The organism is Alkalibacterium gilvum (genome assembly GCF_900109085.1).
Taxonomy (GTDB): domain Bacteria; phylum Bacillota; class Bacilli; order Lactobacillales; family Carnobacteriaceae_A; genus Alkalibacterium; species Alkalibacterium gilvum.
In genome coordinates this window covers 26,677-45,926 of the sequence record NZ_FNYW01000010.1, presented here as the reverse complement: position 1 = coordinate 45,926, position 19,250 = coordinate 26,677, and the positions used below count along the sequence as shown (strand labels likewise).

11 protein-coding genes are annotated in these 19,250 nt (G+C 39.6%); 1 reads left to right on the top strand and 10 read right to left on the bottom strand.

Features of this window, described 5'->3' with window-relative positions:
* The coding region (locus tag BMX83_RS04385; protein WP_091633900.1) for an IS30 family transposase at positions 1 to 706 on the top strand (706 nt) is incomplete at its 5' end.
* Between the two features lie 616 nt (positions 707 to 1,322).
* Here BMX83_RS04385 and tuf read toward each other — a convergent pair.
* From tuf to BMX83_RS04335, 10 genes are all read right to left on the bottom strand, one after another.
* Positions 1,323 to 2,507 (bottom strand): elongation factor Tu, encoded by a 1,185-nt coding sequence (gene tuf / locus BMX83_RS04380; RefSeq protein WP_091633897.1) that lies wholly within the window; start codon positions 2,505 to 2,507, stop codon positions 1,323 to 1,325.
* 185 nt (positions 2,508 to 2,692) lie between these two features.
* On the bottom strand, positions 2,693 to 4,780 hold the full coding sequence (fusA, locus tag BMX83_RS04375; RefSeq protein WP_091633896.1) for an elongation factor G: 2,088 nt from the start codon (positions 4,778 to 4,780) through the stop codon (positions 2,693 to 2,695).
* Positions 4,781 to 4,893: 113 nt separating this feature from the next.
* Positions 4,894 to 5,364: a 30S ribosomal protein S7 gene (gene rpsG, locus BMX83_RS04370; protein WP_091633892.1), complete on the bottom strand. Its 471-nt coding sequence runs from the start codon at positions 5,362 to 5,364 to the stop codon at positions 4,894 to 4,896.
* Between the two features lie 42 nt (positions 5,365 to 5,406).
* Positions 5,407 to 5,817 (bottom strand): 30S ribosomal protein S12, encoded by a 411-nt coding sequence (rpsL, locus tag BMX83_RS04365; RefSeq protein ID WP_091633890.1) that lies wholly within the window; start codon positions 5,815 to 5,817, stop codon positions 5,407 to 5,409.
* 345 nt (positions 5,818 to 6,162) lie between these two features.
* Entirely contained in the window at positions 6,163 to 9,798 is a 3,636-nt protein-coding gene (rpoC, locus tag BMX83_RS04360) for a DNA-directed RNA polymerase subunit beta' (RefSeq protein WP_091633886.1), read from the bottom strand.
* A 122-nt stretch (positions 9,799 to 9,920) separates the two neighbouring features.
* Complete coding sequence (rpoB, locus tag BMX83_RS04355) at positions 9,921 to 13,535, bottom strand: DNA-directed RNA polymerase subunit beta (RefSeq protein WP_091633884.1); 3,615 nt, start codon at positions 13,533 to 13,535, stop codon at positions 9,921 to 9,923.
* A gap of 866 nt (positions 13,536 to 14,401) precedes the next feature.
* Positions 14,402 to 15,004: a class I SAM-dependent methyltransferase gene (locus BMX83_RS04350; protein WP_091633881.1), complete on the bottom strand. Its 603-nt coding sequence runs from the start codon at positions 15,002 to 15,004 to the stop codon at positions 14,402 to 14,404.
* A 99-nt stretch (positions 15,005 to 15,103) separates the two neighbouring features.
* A complete protein-coding gene (locus BMX83_RS04345) occupies positions 15,104 to 16,453 on the bottom strand; it encodes a uracil-xanthine permease family protein (RefSeq protein ID WP_091633878.1) in 1,350 nt (449 codons plus the stop codon).
* A gap of 339 nt (positions 16,454 to 16,792) precedes the next feature.
* On the bottom strand, positions 16,793 to 17,953 hold the full coding sequence (locus BMX83_RS04340; RefSeq protein ID WP_091633876.1) for an FtsW/RodA/SpoVE family cell cycle protein: 1,161 nt from the start codon (positions 17,951 to 17,953) through the stop codon (positions 16,793 to 16,795).
* A 24-nt stretch (positions 17,954 to 17,977) separates the two neighbouring features.
* Positions 17,978 to 19,174: an FtsW/RodA/SpoVE family cell cycle protein gene (locus BMX83_RS04335; protein WP_091633873.1), complete on the bottom strand. Its 1,197-nt coding sequence runs from the start codon at positions 19,172 to 19,174 to the stop codon at positions 17,978 to 17,980.
* Positions 19,175 to 19,250 lie beyond the last annotated feature (76 nt).

Below are 19,250 nucleotides of genomic sequence, written 5' to 3'. Positions count from 1 at the left end.
AGGTAAACAGCGGCTCTACAATATAAAGACGTTTATAGCTCTTTATAGAAAAAAGCATCCTGTAGAGAGTATACCTACGTTTAAAACCATCTATTCTTATATACGTCAAGGTCTATTGTCTATCAAACCCCATGACTTACCTGTCATGTATCGTTTAAAACCAAGAAAAAACCATCACAGTAACCCTAAAGGCAAAAACAAAAGAATCCTAGGCACCAGCATCACCGATCGTCCACAGGAGGTCTTATCAAGAGAAACATTCGGACACTGGGAAGCTGATCTGGTTAAAGGGAAGAAAACGAAAAATGAACCGGCAATCATTACCTTGGTAGAGAGAAAAACACGCTACGCCATTACTAAGAAAATCAGCGACTATAAAAGTCTCACGGTTAAGGATGCCTTTGAAGAAATTCTAGCAGTTAACCCTGGTCTATTTGCTTCTATCACTTTTGATAATGGTTCAGAGTTCTCATTAATGTCTGAACTCAATACAGATGTTTATTTTTGTCATGCTTACGCATCCTGGGAACGGGGCTCTAATGAAAACTTTAATAAACTATTGAGGGAGTTCATCCCTAAAGGAAAATCCATCCATCTATTTTCAGAAATGGATATCGAACAAGCCGCTCAGGCAATCAATAGAAGGATTAGAGAAGTAATTGGACTACGCTCATCAGAAGAGTATTTTCAACAGTGTAGTATTTAAAATTTTTTCCCCTAGGGGAAAAAGTATAGAGATTTAAGTTCATCGAATCATGAAACAGAAAGTGTTGCATTTAGCTTTACAACTCAAGAATATAGAGAATATATAGAAAAAAATTAGAAACGAAATCTAAATTTTCTTTATCCCCTTTGTTTAGTCATTCTGTCTGGTTAATTTATTGCTGGAGTAGCTACTGAGACCGCCAGATTGTTCGCTCAGCATATCTAAAGGTCTGAGTACGACATTTTAATTCAAAAAGTGCTCACTCAGACATCTGCCGTCCCCGAGTACGACATTTTATTCCAAATACTGCTCACTCAGACATCTGCCGTCCCCGAGTACGACATCATACGCTCATAATAGGAATGCTCGTTCGACTCGTAGATAATTAAAAATGAGTAAACAATAAGAAGGACGACATATTTGTTTCCGTCATAATCTCTACGAGCGAAGTGGCTAAGAACATTTTTTACGACAATAACCTAAGACGAAAAGAGTTCTTCGATGACAATCACTTTCGAGGGACTCTTACATACACTAATTCAGAACTAAAAAAAGACTCCAGAAGCAAGCTTCTGGAGTCTTCCAATTTTAAATCAGTTAATGTTTAAAATTTAAATTATTCAATGATGCTTGTTACAACACCAGCACCAACAGTACGTCCACCTTCACGAATAGTGAATTTAGTACCATCTACAACCGCGATTGGAGCGATTAGAGAAACTGTCATTTCTGTGTTGTCGCCAGGCATAACCATTTCAGTACCTTCTGGTAACTCGATAACACCAGTTACGTCAGTTGTACGGAAAAAGAATTGTGGGCGGTAGTTTGAGAAGAATGGAGTGTGACGTCCACCCTCTTCTTTAGATAGAACATAAACTTCAGCGCTGAACTTTGTATGTGGTGTAATTGAACCTGGTTTAGCTAATACTTGTCCACGTTCGATATCGTCACGTGACATACCACGTAACAATGCACCAATGTTGTCGCCTGCTTCAGCGTAGTCTAATAATTTACGGAACATTTCTACACCAGTAACAGTTGTTTTAGCAGTATCTTTGATACCGATAACTTCAACTTCGTCACCAACAGAAACTTGTCCAGACTCTACACGACCAGTTGCAACTGTTCCACGACCAGTGATTGAGAATACGTCCTCAACTGGCATCATGAATGGACGGTCAGCGTCACGTTCAGGAGCTGGAATGTAGTTGTCTACTTCTTCCATTAATTCAAGAATTTTTTCTTCGTACTCTTCAACGCCTTCTAGAGCTTTAAGAGCTGATCCAGCAACAACAGGAATGTCATCACCTGGGAAGTCGTATTCTGATAATAGGTCACGAACTTCCATTTCAACTAATTCTAGTAACTCTTCATCGTCAACCATATCTACTTTGTTCATGAATACAACAATGTAAGGTACGCCAACTTGACGAGATAGTAAGATGTGCTCACGTGTTTGTGGCATTGGGCCATCAGCAGCAGAAACTACCAAGATAGCTCCGTCCATTTGAGCAGCACCAGTGATCATGTTTTTAACGTAGTCCGCGTGTCCTGGGCAGTCAACGTGTGCATAGTGACGTGTATCAGTTTCGTACTCTACGTGAGATGTAGAAATTGTGATTCCACGCTCTTTCTCTTCTGCAGCTCCATCAATACTGTCGTATGCTTGAGCTTGAGCGTAACCTTTCTTAGCAAGTACAGTAGTAATTGCAGCAGTTAAAGTTGTTTTACCATGGTCAACGTGACCAATAGTACCAATGTTCATATGTTGTTTCGAACGGTCGAATTTTTCTTTAGCCATTTTAAACATTTCCTCCTTAGGGTTTTGTTCTAATTTTTTTAAATAGAAAGAGATTTCCTCTTCTTATTTTTACTCATTCATTATACCGATAGACCGATATAAAATCAATTTATATAGTAGAGCGTTGCGCCCACAATGTTCATTACAATAAGCACTGTGCGCGTGACTTAATGGATACTCTCCAATTAAGCTTTTCCACCATTTTTCTTGATAATTTCTTCAGCAATGCTCTTAGGCACTTGATCATAGTGATCAAATTGCATTGTAAATGTTCCGCGTCCTTGCGTTGCAGAACGTAATGCTGTTGCGTAACCAAACATTTCTGATAAAGGAATGAAACCTTTAACGATTGTTGTGTTACCACGCTGAGTAGATCCTTCGATATTTCCTCGACGTGCAGAGATATGACCCATGATATCACCCATGTAATCTTCAGGAACTGTTACTTCAACAGCCATTAAAGGTTCAAGGATAACCGCACCGGCTTTTTTAGCAGCGTTTTTAAGTGACATAGAAGCCGCAACTTTAAATGCTGTCTCGTTTGAGTCAACATCGTGGTAAGAACCGTCATAAAGTTTTGCTTTAACGTCAACTAACGGATAACCAGCTAACACACCATTTTCAAGTGATGCTTCAAGACCAGATTTAACCGCAGGAATATATTCACGAGGAACAACCCCACCGACGATAGCATCTTCAAATTCAAAGCCTGCTCCTTCTTCATTCGGTTCGAATTCGATCCATACGTGACCGTATTGACCTTTACCACCGGATTGACGAACGAACTTACCTTCAGATTCAACTTTTTCAGTGAATGTTTCACGGTAAGAAACTTGAGGAGCTCCAACGTTAGCTTCAACTTTGAATTCACGTTTCAAACGGTCAACGATGATATCTAAGTGTAATTCACCCATACCAGCGATGATAACTTCGCCTGTTTCGTGATCTGTTTCAGCACGGAAAGTTGGATCTTCTTCAGCTAATTTTTGAAGGGCAAGTCCCATTTTATCTTGGTCAGCTTTAGATTTAGGCTCGATTGCTACTTGAATAACTGGCTCAGGGAATTCCATTGATTCCAGGATAACCGGTGTGTCCAAGTCACATAATGTGTCACCTGTAGACGTATTTTTCAATCCGACTGCAGCAGCGATATCTCCAGAGAACACTTCCGAAATCTCTTGACGAGAGTTTGCGTGCATCTGCAAGATACGACCGACACGTTCACGAGAATCTTTTGTAGCGTTCAAGATGTAAGAACCGGATTCCAATGTACCAGAATACGAACGGAAGAAAGTCAAACGACCAACATACGGGTCTGTCATAACTTTAAAGGCTAAAGCAGCAAAGGGTTGATCATCGCCAGCTTCAACTTTTATTTCTGCTTCCGGATCATTCTGTTCATGTCCAACGATTGCGCGAACATCAAGCGGAGAAGGCAGATAGTCAACAACAGCGTCAAGCAGTAATTGAACACCTTTGTTTTTGAAAGCTGATCCAACGAGGACTGGGTAGAATTCTACGCTTAGCGTTGCTTTACGGATACCGTCTTTCAACTGCTCAGCAGAAATCTCTTCGCCTTCAAGGTATTGCATCATGAGATCTTCATCCATTTCAGCAACAGCTTCAACAAGTTTTGTATGCCATTCTTCAGCTAATTCTCTATAATCTTCAGGGATCTCAACGATTTCCGTTTCAGTTCCTAGATCGTTACTATACATAACAGCATTCATGTCAACTAAGTCAATGATACCTGTGAAGTTATCTTCAGCACCGATTGGTAGTTGAATAGGATGTGCATTGGCTTGCAGACGATCATGTAATGTTTCATTAGCATGTAAAAAGTCTGCTCCAAGTTTATCCATTTTATTTACAAATACAACACGGGGTACGCCATAAGTTGTTGCTTGACGCCATACCGTTTCTGTTTGTGGTTCAACACCTGATTGTGCATCCAGTACAGCTACCGCTCCATCAAGCACACGGAGTGAACGTTCAACTTCAACTGTGAAGTCTACGTGTCCAGGGGTATCGATAATGTTTACACGGTGGTCATTCCACTGAGCTGTTGTAGCAGCTGACGTGATGGTAATTCCACGTTCTTGTTCTTGCTCCATCCAGTCCATTTGTGACGCACCTTCGTGAGTTTCACCAATTTTATGGATTCGGCCAGTGTAATAAAGGATACGCTCGGTCGTTGTTGTTTTACCAGCATCGATATGCGCCATGATTCCTATATTACGTGTTTGTCTTAGAGGAAATTTTCTCTTGGCCACTAATCATTACACCTCTCTTAAATAAATTCACTTCATAATTTCTTATAAAGACGGATATTGTTTCAAATTAATGATTCATACTGACTTTTATACAAAAGCCTAGCTTAATCATCTTACCAACGGTAGTGGGCAAATGCTTTGTTCGCTTCTGCCATACGGTGGACTTCTTCACGTTTACGGACAGCAGCACCAGTATTGTTCGCTGCATCCATAACTTCTTTAGCTAAGCGGTCGACCATGGTATTTTCACCACGAAGACGAGCGTAATTAACTAACCAACGCAGTGCTAATGTTGTACGACGATCAGGACGCACTTCAACAGGCACTTGGTAGTTAGAACCCCCTACACGACGAGCTTTAACTTCTAATACAGGCATAATATTTTTAAGTGCTTGTTCAAACACTTCCATCGGATCATTACCTGTTTGTTCTTTAATTTGATCAAATGCATCATACAAAATCGAAGATGCTTTCCCACGTTTACCATCAACCATCAAACGGTTAATCAAACGGGAAACCAATTTACTATTGTACATTGGATCTGGTAAAACATCACGTTTTGCAACAGGACCTTTACGAGGCATTCAAATTCCTCCTTTCAAGAGATAGTTATTTCATAAATTATATTATTTTGGTCGTTTAGTACCGTATTTAGAACGGCTTTGTTTACGATCAGTTACTCCAGCAGTATCAAGTGCACCACGAACGATGTGGTAACGTACACCCGGCAAGTCTTTTACTTTACCGCCACGGATAAGTACAACACTGTGTTCTTGCAAGTTGTGTCCTTCTCCTGGGATGTATGCTGTAACTTCGATCATGTTTGACAAGCGTACACGAGCATATTTACGTAACGCTGAGTTAGGTTTTTTAGGTGTCATTGTTCCAACACGCGTACAAACACCACGTTTTTGTGGAGAATATACCGTTGTTTGCTTACGTTTCTGAGTGTTATAACCTTTATTCAAAGCTGGTGACTCAGATTTACTTTCTCTTGATTTACGAGGTTTACGGATCAATTGATTCATTGTAGGCATTTAATGTGTCCTCCCTTCATTTTTTGCTTATATTACTTATGCATTTCTAGACCCACACATCCAGGTGGTTCATTTAAAAGTAAAAAGAATGTTCGCACACAAAATGCGAATTTCTATACCTTTTTTTAAATACCTGAACATATAGTTATATTTGGCTATTGTGTGCCAGTCAGAACGACTGTTAAAGCTTATGAATTGAGTATCATTAGACAGTAATCTGTACACAAAAGCACCTATAGCATAATATCACGAGTAATTTTTATAGTCAACAGTATACTTGAATTTTTTTAAAATAAACAGAAGCAGAGAGCAGCAAATGCTGCTCCGTCCTTCTATTTAACCTTTTTATTGTTTCGTATTTTCTGCCTGACTTTTTTCATCATTGATACTATAGACATTTTCACTTACAACGCCAACTTTTTTGGGCTCCATGTCATTATAAACTTTCATGCCTGTTCCTGCTGGAATAGACTTACCAATAATAACATTCTCTTTCAATCCGATTAACGGATCATTTTTCCCTCTAATAGCAGCATCTGTAAGAACACGTGTCGTCTCTTGGAACGAAGCAGCGGACAAGAAACTATTTGTTTCAAGCGATGCTTTTGTTATTCCCAATAGTACTGGACGTGCTGTCGCTGGGTTTCCACCAGACAATAGTGTCTTTTTGTTTGCTTGTTTGAAGTCATCGATATCGATAAGGCTACCTGGTAGAATACTTGTGTTACCTGGATCAAGTACTCTAACTTTTTGTAGCATTTGTCTTACCATTACCTCAATATGCTTATCACCGATTTCTACACCTTGTGAACGGTAGGCATACTGTACTTCTTTAAGAAGATAGTTTTGAAGTTTGATAACGTCACTAACAGCTAATAGTTGCTTCGGATCGATAGACCCTTCATTAAAGGCATCTCCACGCTCTACAAAGCTTCCTTCTTCAACACGCATACGCGCATTGATTGGTAGTGTGTAGGTACGTGTATCTGTTGCACCTTTAACGGTTACTTCTTTAATTCTTTCGCCAGGTTTTTCATCAATACCTATAACTTCCCCAGTGACCTCAGTGATCACGGCTTGTCCTTTAGGATGTCTGGCTTCGAATATTTCCTGAACACGTGGAAGACCTTGAGTAATATCATCTCCGGCTACCCCACCTGTATGGAACGTACGCATTGTCAACTGGGTACCAGGCTCTCCGATAGATTGCGCTGCAATTGTTCCAACAGCTTCTCCAACTTCAACTTCACGGCCTGTTGCCAAGTTACGTCCATAACACTTCTTACATACGCCGTGTTTAGCGTTACATGTGAAGGCAGAACGAATCGTTACTTCTTCGATACCTGAGTCGACTATAACTTTAGCCAAGTCTTCAGTTATCAACTCATTCTCTGAAACAATAATTTCTTTTGTTTCTGGATGTTTAACTGTTTTACGTGCATATCTTCCGATAATACGCTCTTCTAGAGGTTCAATAACATCATTGCTATCCTCTATAGCTCGAACGAGTAAACCACGTTTAGTTCCACAATCTTCATTACGAATAATGACATCTTGTGCGACATCAACTAGACGACGAGTTAGGTATCCGGAGTCCGCTGTTTTAAGAGCCGTATCCGTCATTCCTTTACGCGCACCGTGAGTTGAGATAAACATTTCCAAAACTGACAAACCTTCACGGAAGTTCGATGTAATCGGCAATTCCATGATACGTCCACTTGGCGCAGCCATTAATCCACGCATACCAGCTAACTGAGTAAAGTTTGAGATGTTACCACGTGCACCAGAGTCACTCATCATAAAGATGTTGTTATGACTATCAAGCGAGGTCATCAAGTGATCTTGGATAGTGTCTTTAGTCTTGGTCCACACTTCAATAACAGCTGTATAGCGCTCTTCTTCAGTAATCAGACCACGACGGTGTGATGCATTGATTCGGTCAACTTGCTTGTGAGCCTCATCAAGGATGTGCTCTTTTTCTTTAAGGTTAGAAATATCTGAAATCCCAACAGTAATACCTGATCGGGTTGAATATTTATAGCCTAGATTTTTCATTTTATCAAGCATTTTAGAAGTTTCTGTTACCTGGTATCGCTTGAAGACTTCAGCGATGATATTCCCTAAGTTTTTCTTTTTGAACGGCTCTACAATTGGCATGTCACTGATATGTTTTTTGATATCAGTACCATAAGACACAAAGTACTTATCAGGTGTCTGTTTTTCCAAGTTTTCTTGAGTTGGTTCATTCAGATACGGGAATTCTTCAGGCATAATTTCATTGAAAATTAATTTCCCAACAGTTGTTACTAAGAAACGCTCTTGTTGTTCTTTTGTAAATGGCTTATGCGGCAAGGATGATGCATGAACCGCCACACGCGAGTGCAAATGAACATAGCCTGTCTGATAGGCTTGGATAGCTTCAGACGTGCTTGAAAATACCATGCCTTCACCGATTTTCTCTTCAACTTCCATTGTTAGGTAATAGTTACCTAACACCATGTCTTGAGAAGGTGTTACAACAGGTTTACCATCTTTAGGGTTCAAGATGTTCTGTGCACCAAGCATCAAAATACGTGCTTCTGCTTGAGCTTCATCACTTAACGGTACGTGAACAGCCATTTGATCTCCATCAAAGTCCGCATTATACGCTTCACAGACTAATGGGTGTAATCTGATTGCTTTTCCTTCAACAAGGATCGGCTCAAACGCTTGAATACCCAATCTGTGTAAAGTAGGTGCACGGTTAAGAAGTACCGGGTGTTCACGAATAACATCTTCTAATACAGCCCAAACCTCTTCATCCATACGTTCAACTTTACGCTTAGCATTTTTGATATTATTAGCAATTTCTCTCGCTACTAACTCTCGCATGACAAAAGGTTTAAATAATTCGATCGCCATTTCTTTAGGCAGACCACATTGATACATTTTCAGTGTTGGACCAACAACGATAACGGAACGACCAGAATAGTCAACACGTTTACCGAGTAAGTTTTGACGGAATCGTCCTTGTTTACCTTTAAGCATGTGCGAAAGTGATTTAAGTGGACGGTTACCCGGTCCAGTTACAGCACGTCCACGACGGCCATTGTCTACTAATGCATCCACAGCTTCCTGAAGCATACGTTTTTCGTTTTGAACAATGATATGCGGTGCATTCAAGTCCAATAAACGTTTCAAACGATTGTTACGGTTAATAACACGGCGGTACAAATCATTCAAGTCACTTGTAGCAAAACGGCCACCTTCTAATTGAACCATTGGTCTTAGTTCAGGAGGAATAATTGGTACAACATCCATAACCATCCACGTTGGATCGTTACCTGAATTTCTGAATGCTTCCAGAATGTCTAGACGTCTAATAGCTCGTGTACGTTTCTGACCTGTAGCGGTTTGAAGTAACTCTTTTAATTCGTTAACTTCTTCCATCAAGTCTACAGTATCTAATAAAGATTTTATCGCTTCCGCACCAATATCAGCTTGGAATTTATTTCCATACTGTGCACGACGTTCTCGGTATTCTCTTTCTGTCATCAACTGTTTCTTTTCCAATGGCGTGTCACCTGGATCAATAACCACGTAAGAAGCAAAATAAATAATTTCTTCCAATGCGCGTGGAGACATATCCAAAATGAGTCCCATTCGACTTGGTATACCTTTGAAGTACCAAATATGTGTGACTGGCGCTGCAAGTTCCAAGTGGCCCATGCGTTCACGACGAACTTTAGACTTTGTTACTTCTACACCACAACGGTCACAAACGATACCTTTATAGTGGACACGCTTATACTTACCACAAGCACATTCGTAGTCTTTAGATGGTCCAAATATTCTTTCACAGAATAAGCCATCTTTTTCTGGTTTCAGTGTTCGATAATTAATTGTTTCGGGTTTTTTAACTTCTCCGTAAGACCAACTGCGGATCTTATCAGGTGAAGCCAATCCGATCTGAATACTTTCAAATTTATTTACATCGATCAAAGGGGCTACCTCCCTTTTGTAGATTATGAAGCTGCCCTATTGCTTCACGTGTCTATTACTCTTATATATGAAATCAACAAGGAGCTGATGTACACACCATACTCCTGTTAAATTTCATTACTTTATTCTTGTTCTTGTCCTTCTTTTTCTAACTGCTCTTCTTGTGCTTCTTCTTCAGCTTTTTTTCGTGCTTCTTCTGCACGTTTTTCATCTTGCTCTTTTTTCATTTTTTCTAAAGAGTCAATGTTTCCAAAGTCATCATCTTCATCTGTATCTTGAAGATCGATTGCTTCTTTATTTGCATCAAGAACTTTTAGATCTAATCCTAATGATTGAAGCTCTTTAACAAGAACACGGAAAGATTCAGGTACGCCAGGTTTTGGAATGGCATCACCTTTGACGATAGCTTCGTATGTTTTCACACGTCCAACAACGTCATCTGATTTATACGTTAATATTTCCTGTAGAGAATAAGCTGCACCGTAAGCCTCAAGTGCCCACACTTCCATCTCACCAAATCGCTGTCCACCAAATTGTGCTTTACCACCGAGCGGCTGCTGAGTAACAAGCGAATAAGGTCCAGTAGAACGTGCGTGTAATTTATCGTCGACCATGTGAGCAAGTTTAATATAGTACATAACCCCAACGGATACTTTGTTGTCAAACTCTTCACCTGTACGTCCATCATAAAGAACTGTTTTCGCATCATCATCCATGCCTGCTTCTTTGATGGTTTCCCAGACATCTTCATCTGTTGCTCCATCAAATACTGGTGTTGCAATGTGAATACCTAATTGACGTGCAGCCATTCCCATATGAAGTTCGATAACTTGTCCAATATTCATACGTGATGGTACACCTAATGGGTTCAACATAATATCAACAGGTGTTCCATCTGGCATAAATGGCATGTCTTCTTCAGGTAAAATCAATGAAACAACACCTTTGTTACCGTGTCGTCCAGCAAGTTTATCACCGACATTGATCTTACGTTTTTGAACAATAAACACACGAACAAGATAGTTGACTCCTGGAGATAATTCGTCTCCGGACTCACGTGTAAAGATTTTAACATCGTGAACGATTCCGCCGCCACCGTGTGGTACACGGAGAGACGTGTCTCTTACTTCACGTGCTTTTTCACCAAAGATTGCGTGGAGCAGTTTTTCTTCTGCAGAAAGTTCGGATACTCCTTTTGGCGTTACTTTACCTACTAAGATATCTCCATCTTGAACTTCAGCTCCGATACGAATAATGCCTCGGTCATCCAAGTTTTTAAGCGCATCATCACCGACGTTCGGTAATTCACGTGTGATTTCTTCAGGTCCTAGTTTTGTATCTCTTGCTTCTGATTCATATTCTTCGATGTGGATCGATGTATAAACATCATCTTTAACTAAACGTTCACTCATGATGATCGCATCTTCAAAGTTATAACCATCAAATGTCGTAAAGGCAATTAATGGGTTTTTTCCGATAGCCATTTCTCCATTTTCCATGGATGGTCCATCAGCAAGGATATCTCCTTTTTCAACGACTTCACCATGGTGTACAAGTGAGCGCTGGTTATATGAAGTACCTGCGTTCGAACGTTTAAATTTAGCTACGAGATATTTGTCCAAGGCGCCATCTTCACGTCTAACGCGAATTTCTTTTGCATCAACGTATTCAACAGTACCTGGGTGTTTCGCAATGATTGAAGCTCCAGAGTCACGCGCAGCCGTGTGTTCAATCCCGGTTCCAACAAGAGGTGCCTCAGGTTGAATCAACGGAACCGCTTGACGCTGCATGTTCGCACCCATCAACGCACGGTTTGAGTCATCGTTTTCAAGGAATGGGATACTGGCTGTTGCTACAGAAACAACTTGTTTCGGTGAAACGTCCATGTAGTCCACTTTGGATACTTCAAGCTCTTCGTTATTATTTTTAGTTCTGGCAAGTACCATGTCATTTACAAAGCTACCGTCTTCATTCAAAGGAGCGTTAGCTTGAGCAACAACGTAGAGATCCTCTTCGTCTGCTGTTAGATAATCAATTTTTTCTGTAACGCGACCCGTTTCCTTATCTACTTCACGGTAAGGTGTTTCGATAAAGCCAAATTCATTTATTTTTGCATAGGTTGACAAACTGTTAATCAATCCGATGTTTGGTCCCTCAGGCGTTTCAATCGGACACATACGGCCATAGTGAGAATAGTGAACATCTCGTACTTCATAACCCGCACGGTCTCGTGTTAATCCACCAGGTCCAAGTGCAGATAGACGTCGTTTGTGTGTCAACTCACCAAGCGGATTTGTTTGATCCATGAATTGAGACAATTGAGATGAGCCAAAGAATTCTTTGATTGACGCAACAACCGGACGAATATTGACTAACTGTTGTGGTGTTGTTGTAGATGTGTCTTGAATCGACATACGCTCACGTACAACTCGTTCCATTCGAGATAGACCAATACGGAACTGATTCTGTAATAGTTCTCCAACAGAACGGATACGTCTATTTCCTAAGTGGTCGATATCGTCTGTTTCGCCAATACCTTCTTGAAGGTTGAAGAAGTAACTCATCGATGCAATCATATCTGCAGGGATGATGTATTTAGCTTCTCTATCAGGATGCCCATTACCAATAACATGAACAATACGATCGTTATCTTGTGGAGAATAAACTTTTACAAGTTGTAGTTCGATAGGCTCAGGAACGACCCCGTCATCTGATGGTTGAAGCGTTAAAGAATTAAGCCCATTATCTAGATGAGGGCCTAATTCATTCATAACTTCACGCGTGATAAGCGTCCCTTCTTTAGCTAGTAATTCTCCCGTTTCACCATCAACGAGTGATTCAGCTAAAGTAAGTCCCATTAGACGATTTTTCAAGTCTAATTTTTTATTCATTTTATAACGACCCACGCGAGCAAGATCATAACGTTTAGGGTCAAAGAAACGCGTTGTCAGCAAGCTACGTGAAGAGTCAGCTGTTTTAGGCTCTCCCGGACGTAGACGCTCGTAAACATCTTTCAGCGCTTCTTCTACACGAGAATCTGATAAGTTTTTATGAACATCTTTCTCCAAGGTTGCACTTAAGCTTTCATTGGATCCAAATATATCTAAAATCTCATCATCCGAACCAAATCCTAATGCACGAACCAATACACTTAGCGGTATTTTACGCGTACGGTCAATACGCACATTCGATAGTCCTTTAGAATCTGTTTCATACTCCAACCAAGCCCCACGGTTAGGAATAACGGTAGAACCAAATCCTTCCATACCATTCTTTTCATCTTTAGGGCTGAAATAAACCCCCGGAGAACGCACAAGTTGCGATACAATAACACGTTCAGAACCGTTTATAATAAATGTACCTTGTTCAGTCATCAATGGGAAGTCTCCAAAGAACACTTCTTGCTCTTTCACTTCACCTGTATCTCTAACGATTAAACGTAACTTTACATATAAAGGTGCGGAATAGTTTGCGTCATGTTGTCTTGCTTCGTCTACAGTATACTTTGGCTCCTGAAACTGATAGTCAGTAAACTCCAGTGCCAGATTTCCAGAAAAGTCTTCAACAGGAGAGATATCTTTAAACATATCTTTAAGTCCCTCTTCTAGGAACCAATCATATGAATTTGTCTGAATTTCAATTAAGTTTGGAAGTTCTAATACTTCACTGATTCGTGAATAACTTCTACGTGTACGGTGCTTGCCGTATTTCACATTTTGGCCTGCCAACCTCTTCACCCCTCATTATTAATCACTAGTCGTCATATTCAAAAGCTCATAGTCATTTAATCAGATAAATGTTCTTGCTTTTTGTTTGTTACATTTATGTTACAAATGTTAACATCTGATTAAAAAGCAGGGATTTTCCCTGTTTTTGACCAAAAAAAATACAAAAGATCAGTGAAAGATACAGTCGTATTCATCACACATTCTTTTGTTTAGCTTCAGAAATCCCGTACGGACAATATTTCGCACGTATTTCATTTTCATACTTTGTTTAGCGTCTATTAAGTTTACAGTGTGGCGCAAGAAAAGTCAAGGATACTTTTACTTGTTTTTATAATCAAGTTATTGATTGAGGCGGATAGCAATCGCATGGGCGATTGCTTACATTATTGAAAATCTTTTCTGGTTTCTTTGTACTGTTGGCTTTTAGATATTCTTTCTGCTCTTATATTTAGACAAGTCCATATTATTTGCGGTTTGCGTTTCCTTCGTGCTGCTTTCTATTCTCTGAAGGGCACGCATTCACTACTTGACTGCCCTTCGTGGTGCTTTTTATTCTCTGAAGGGCACGCATTCACTACTTGACTGCCCTTCACGGCGCTTTCTATTCTCTGAAGGGCACGTATTCACTACTTGACTGCCCTTCACGTCACTTTCTATTCTCTGAAGGGCACGCATTCACTACTTGACTGCCCTTCGTGGCGCTTTCTATTCTCTGAAGGGCACGCATTCACTACTTGACTGCCCTTCACGGCGCTTTCTATTCTCTGAAGGGCACGCATTCATCACTTGACTGATCAAAGTTTTCAAACTTCTCCATACAAAAAGATCCCCAGCTCAATAGCTGGAGACCCTTTCGATTAGCCCATCAGAACGATTTATTTTTTAGATTGCAAAACCCAGTATCCTTTGTCTAATGCAATGCGTTCTACATTACCAAATGTATCGATCATTTTCTGCTTCGCGCTCGGTGCACCTTGTTTCTTTTGAATGACAATTATAAGAACGCCATCTTCAGCTAAATATCTGTAAGACTCTGAGATGATTTCATGTACAACTTTTTTTCCTGCCCGAATTGGCGGATTAGAAATTATTGCTCCGAAATCTTTTTCTTTAATCTCTTCGTATATCGAAGACATATAAATATTTACATTATTGATTCCATTTTCTAAAGCATTTTTACGGGCGAGATCCAAGGCACGTTCATTTACATCTACCATATGAACAGTAAGGTTAGGGTATGCCTTTGCTAATGACAAGCCTACTGGTCCGTACCCACACCCCATATCTAGAAGTTTTTCATTCGGAAATATAGATGGATCTATGGATTCAATCATTACCTTCGAACCATAATCTACTCGTTCTTTTGAAAAAACCCCTGAATCTGTCGTTAATTTTAATTTATTATTCTTTAAGGTTATCTCAAATTCTTTTTCATTTTTCTTTGCATTTGGATTGGATGTAAAGTAGTGATCAGTCATTATACGATGCCTCTTTTCATTGATACTTCCTTCCAAGTATACTACGCAAGCGAGCTCATCACAACAAGATAGATAACGCACTAAAGAATAGTCATTTTCTTAATTAGCTGTTTCAAAATCCGCTTCAAGGTTAGTGCCCTCTTTTGGAAGAGTCTTGTACTCTGGCTCATATTGTGCTTCTTCTTGTGGCAGAATTTGATTTAAAAGAATTCCTGTCATAGCACTCAAAGCAGTTCCGGATAAGGCTAATATTCCAGCGATGTCAAACACCGCATTCCCAAGCCCTATAACAAGCATTGAACTAGCTATGACTAAGTTTCTTGACTGATTAAAATCTACCTTGTCCTCAATCATGACCTTCAAACCGTTACTAGCAATAACCCCATAAAGGAGTATGGACATTCCCCCAAGAACGGGAACTGGGATTGTTGAAATCAGTGCGGTGAATTTCCCCATAAAACTCAAGCCCACAGCAATGATCGCTGCATTCCTAATAACTGATGTGGATGCAATACGTGTCATACCGATGATTCCTGTATTCTCTCCGTAAGTCGTATTAGCCGGTCCTCCGAAGAAGGCTGACACAACGGTCGCTGCTCCGTCTCCAATTAGCGTGCGTGAAAGCCCTGGCTCTTTCAAGAAGGAACGATTACAGATTTTTCCAAGTACTGAATGATCTCCTATATGTTCAGCCACTGTAACAAGAACGATCGGTAGTAAAGCAAAACTTTCTGGTCCTAAATAGAAATCATAACTTTGGAATGTTTGCGTTTTAAACGGAAGGAATAGTTCCGGCAGTGCAAACCAATTCGCTTCTCTTACTGCTGTAAAATCCACAATACCAAGTACCGCCGCCAAAAGATAGCCTCCAATTATGGCGACAAGAAACGGTATTATTTTTAAAAACCCTTTTGCTTTGGTGTTTATAAAGGCTGCAATCAGAAACGTCGTCACAGATACAAGGATGACTCGCCAATCTGAATTAGCCACAAAACCGGCATTTTGGACTGCGTTCGCTGCTAGACCCAAACCAATAACCATAATCATCGGACCAATGACTATCGGGGGTAAGAGTTTATCTATCCAAGACACCCCTACCAAGTGTACAATACCTGAGATGATAACATATAGTAACCCCACCATAATCAAGCCTGATTGCGCAGCGCTTACATCACCACCCATTTGATCAATTGCGATTTGCATAGCAGCAATGTAAGCGAATGAAGACCCAAGATACACAGGTACTTTCGCTTTTGTTGCAATTTGATAGATAAGCGTTCCTATCCCACTAGCCAAAAGTGCCACTGAAACCGGCATTCCTAAAAGTACCGGCACCAATATCGTTGCTCCAAACATTGCAAATACATGTTGAAGACTTAAAAAAGCTCCCTTAAGAAATGGTGGTCTATCCTCTACTTCTAATATAAGCGGTTGTTGTTCTATTGCCATTTTTCATCATCCCTCTTCCTTATTTTTAGGCATAAAAAAATGCCCTTTTCTTTACGCAAAAAGGACCTTTAGATAAGATGGAAGTTAACGACAATAGGATGCACGCCTTTGGATCATACCAAAACTTTAAACGTCTCCTAAATTTTTTAACTATATGAAATTTTCCATCCTTTTCTACCTCACGGGATAGAATTAAAGGAATTTTGCTTCTGTTCATTCTACCAAGTGTTCCGTACAGAAGCAAGAGAATATTCATGATTTTCAGACATACTCTTAATATAAGATTAAATTACCTACATTTATTAAAAAACGAGACGTAATATAAGGTCAAATAAAATGTTACGCTGATTTTTTAGCTCTTTTGTAATTTAAATGAGCAGAAACATTGGCAACGAGACCTAAAGAAATCGACAGCACCATTAAACTTGTTCCTCCATAACTAATAAAAGGAAAGGTGAGACCTGTAATAGGCATCAACCCGACAACGCCCATAAGATTGATTGACGATTGTATTAAAAACATAGATGCTACTCCGATACAGAGCAATGAGTTGAAGGCATTCTTAGACCTTATGGCTATCAATATCATCCGAGAAACCATCAAAGTGAACACCGAGAAAAGAACTAACAAGCCCAACAGCCCTAATTCTTCTCCAATAATCGATATAATAAAATCAGTGTATGGAAACGGAAGATAACCTGTTTTCTGCACACTATCACCAAAACCTACACCGAATAGTCCTCCTCGACTCAAGGCATAATAAGAATTCACTAATTGCAGCCCTGCTCCTTCTGCTAAAGCGAACGGATCCCAAAATCCTAAAAAACGTTCATAACGGTATTCATCAAGAAAGAACAATTTCGTCCCAAAGGTTTCTATCATTTTGGTTAAACCAGCAAGACTAGCAATGCCAAAAAATCCGAAGCCTGCACCAAGCTTGGGTGATACACCACTTGCAAAAATCATGATTGCGGCAATGATGACAATAATAAACGAAGACCCTGTATCAGGTTGAATATAAATCGAAAGAACAATACCCACCACTAATATTAAAGGCGCAACAATTGCTTTAAAGAAATCATTGTTAATGAGTTTCTGCTTTTTTGACAGAATATAAGCTAGGTACCAAATCACCATAAATTTAGTTAATTCTGCAGGTTGAATATTAATAAAAGGTGTTTCTATCCATCGTTTTGCTCCATAAATTTCTCTCCCAAACATAAGAAGAAGTACAAGCGAGAAAAAAGTTAACGCCGTGCCAAACATGACTAATTTTTTGTTCCTCATTAACTTAAGAGGAAAGAAAAAGGCCACGGTAAACATCACATAAGAAAGAGCTACAAAGATAGCTTGCCTGGGTAAATAGTAATGCGGGTTATCATACATACTAAGCGCACTATAGCTACTCGCACTGTATATCATAATAATACTGAATAGTGTCAACATAAAATAGGGCACGATTAGTAATTTATCAACGTATTTTATTCTCTCTCTTATCATAGTATTATTCCTTTCATGCAGACTTTATGTTGTTCCCGGGTGAAAGTCTTCTCCTTCACCTGAAAAGAAGTACGATTTGTGATGGAAACGCATAGACATAATCAAACCAATCCCCATCATATTTCCTAATAATGATGATCCCCCTTGAGAAATAAATGGCAATGGAATACCAGTAACAGGGAGCAAGCCGATATTCATACCGATATTTTCAAGCACGTGGAAAACAATCATCATAATAACGCCTGTTGCGATGTACGTATAAAATTCATTTTTCGTATCATATACAACTTTGACCATATGGTAGACCAGTACAAAATATATAAAAATCAAGAAGGCCCCTCCAGCAAAGCCGAAATTCTCACCTATTGTTGTAAAAATCATATCAGACTCTCTTACCGGAACATAAACTTCACTTGTACCAAACCCTTTACCGAAAACACCGCCTGACCCGATAGATTTAAAGGCCTGCGTTACTTGATAGGTTGCATCAGACGATCCCTCATGCGGTCTTAACCATGTATTAATTCGGTCAAATTGATAAGGACTAAATAACCCCGTCTCCAAAAGAAAATCTTGGTTATAAACAGCTAACAAGATTAATGTAATCCCAATTGTTGAAACAACTATAAATATAGGAAGCAGAATCTGCCACTTAATCCCCGATAATAGGATAATACCAATTAATATAGCAAGGTATACCAAGCCCGTCCCTAGGTCATTCTGCATAAACACGAGGAGAATAGGTATTGATGCATATAACATCAGTTTCCCCATTAAAAGAAAATCGCTCGTATAATCCCTCACGTCGTATGTGCTATTATGCTTTGTTACTACTTTAGCTAAAATAAGGATATACGGAATCTTGACAAATTCAGACGGTTGAATCGTTCCCAGTGGTCCTAAGCGTATCCAAGATTTCCCTCCGGTTCGAAGCGCCAAATTTCGGTCATAAATAAAAAGTGTGAGTATCAGCATAATGATCCCTGCAATATATAAATACGTTGTCATTTTCCATAATTGCTCTGAATCAAATTGCATGATAACAAAAACCGCTATCGATCCAATGCCGTACCACATAATTTGTTTTATCGTCATACTCAAAGAGCCATCTTGAATCAATACACTTGTAGAATACAGCGATGCAATACTGAGTATCGCCAACAGCATAACTGATAAAATAATACCATAATCGACGCGCTGAGGATATTTATCATCATTCATATAATTCTTCCTTTCATAAGTAAAACATAACATTCTGGTAAGCAGTTAGGTAAAAAACCTATACAATGATATATTT

Excerpts from the sequence above, each read along its gene's own strand:
- tuf (WP_091633897.1), bottom strand. The coding sequence starts at position 2,507 with ATGGCTAAAGAAAAATTCGACCGTTCGAAACAACATATGAACATTGGT.
- rpsG (WP_091633892.1), bottom strand. The coding sequence starts at position 5,364 with ATGCCTCGTAAAGGTCCTGTTGCAAAACGTGATGTTTTACCAGATCCA.
- rpsL (WP_091633890.1), bottom strand. The coding sequence starts at position 5,817 with ATGCCTACAATGAATCAATTGATCCGTAAACCTCGTAAATCAAGAGAA.
- BMX83_RS04350 (WP_091633881.1), bottom strand. The coding sequence starts at position 15,004 with ATGACTGATCACTACTTTACATCCAATCCAAATGCAAAGAAAAATGAA.
- BMX83_RS04345 (WP_091633878.1), bottom strand. The coding sequence starts at position 16,453 with ATGGCAATAGAACAACAACCGCTTATATTAGAAGTAGAGGATAGACCA.
- BMX83_RS04340 (WP_091633876.1), bottom strand. The coding sequence starts at position 17,953 with ATGATAAGAGAGAGAATAAAATACGTTGATAAATTACTAATCGTGCCC.
- BMX83_RS04335 (WP_091633873.1), bottom strand. The coding sequence starts at position 19,174 with ATGAATGATGATAAATATCCTCAGCGCGTCGATTATGGTATTATTTTA.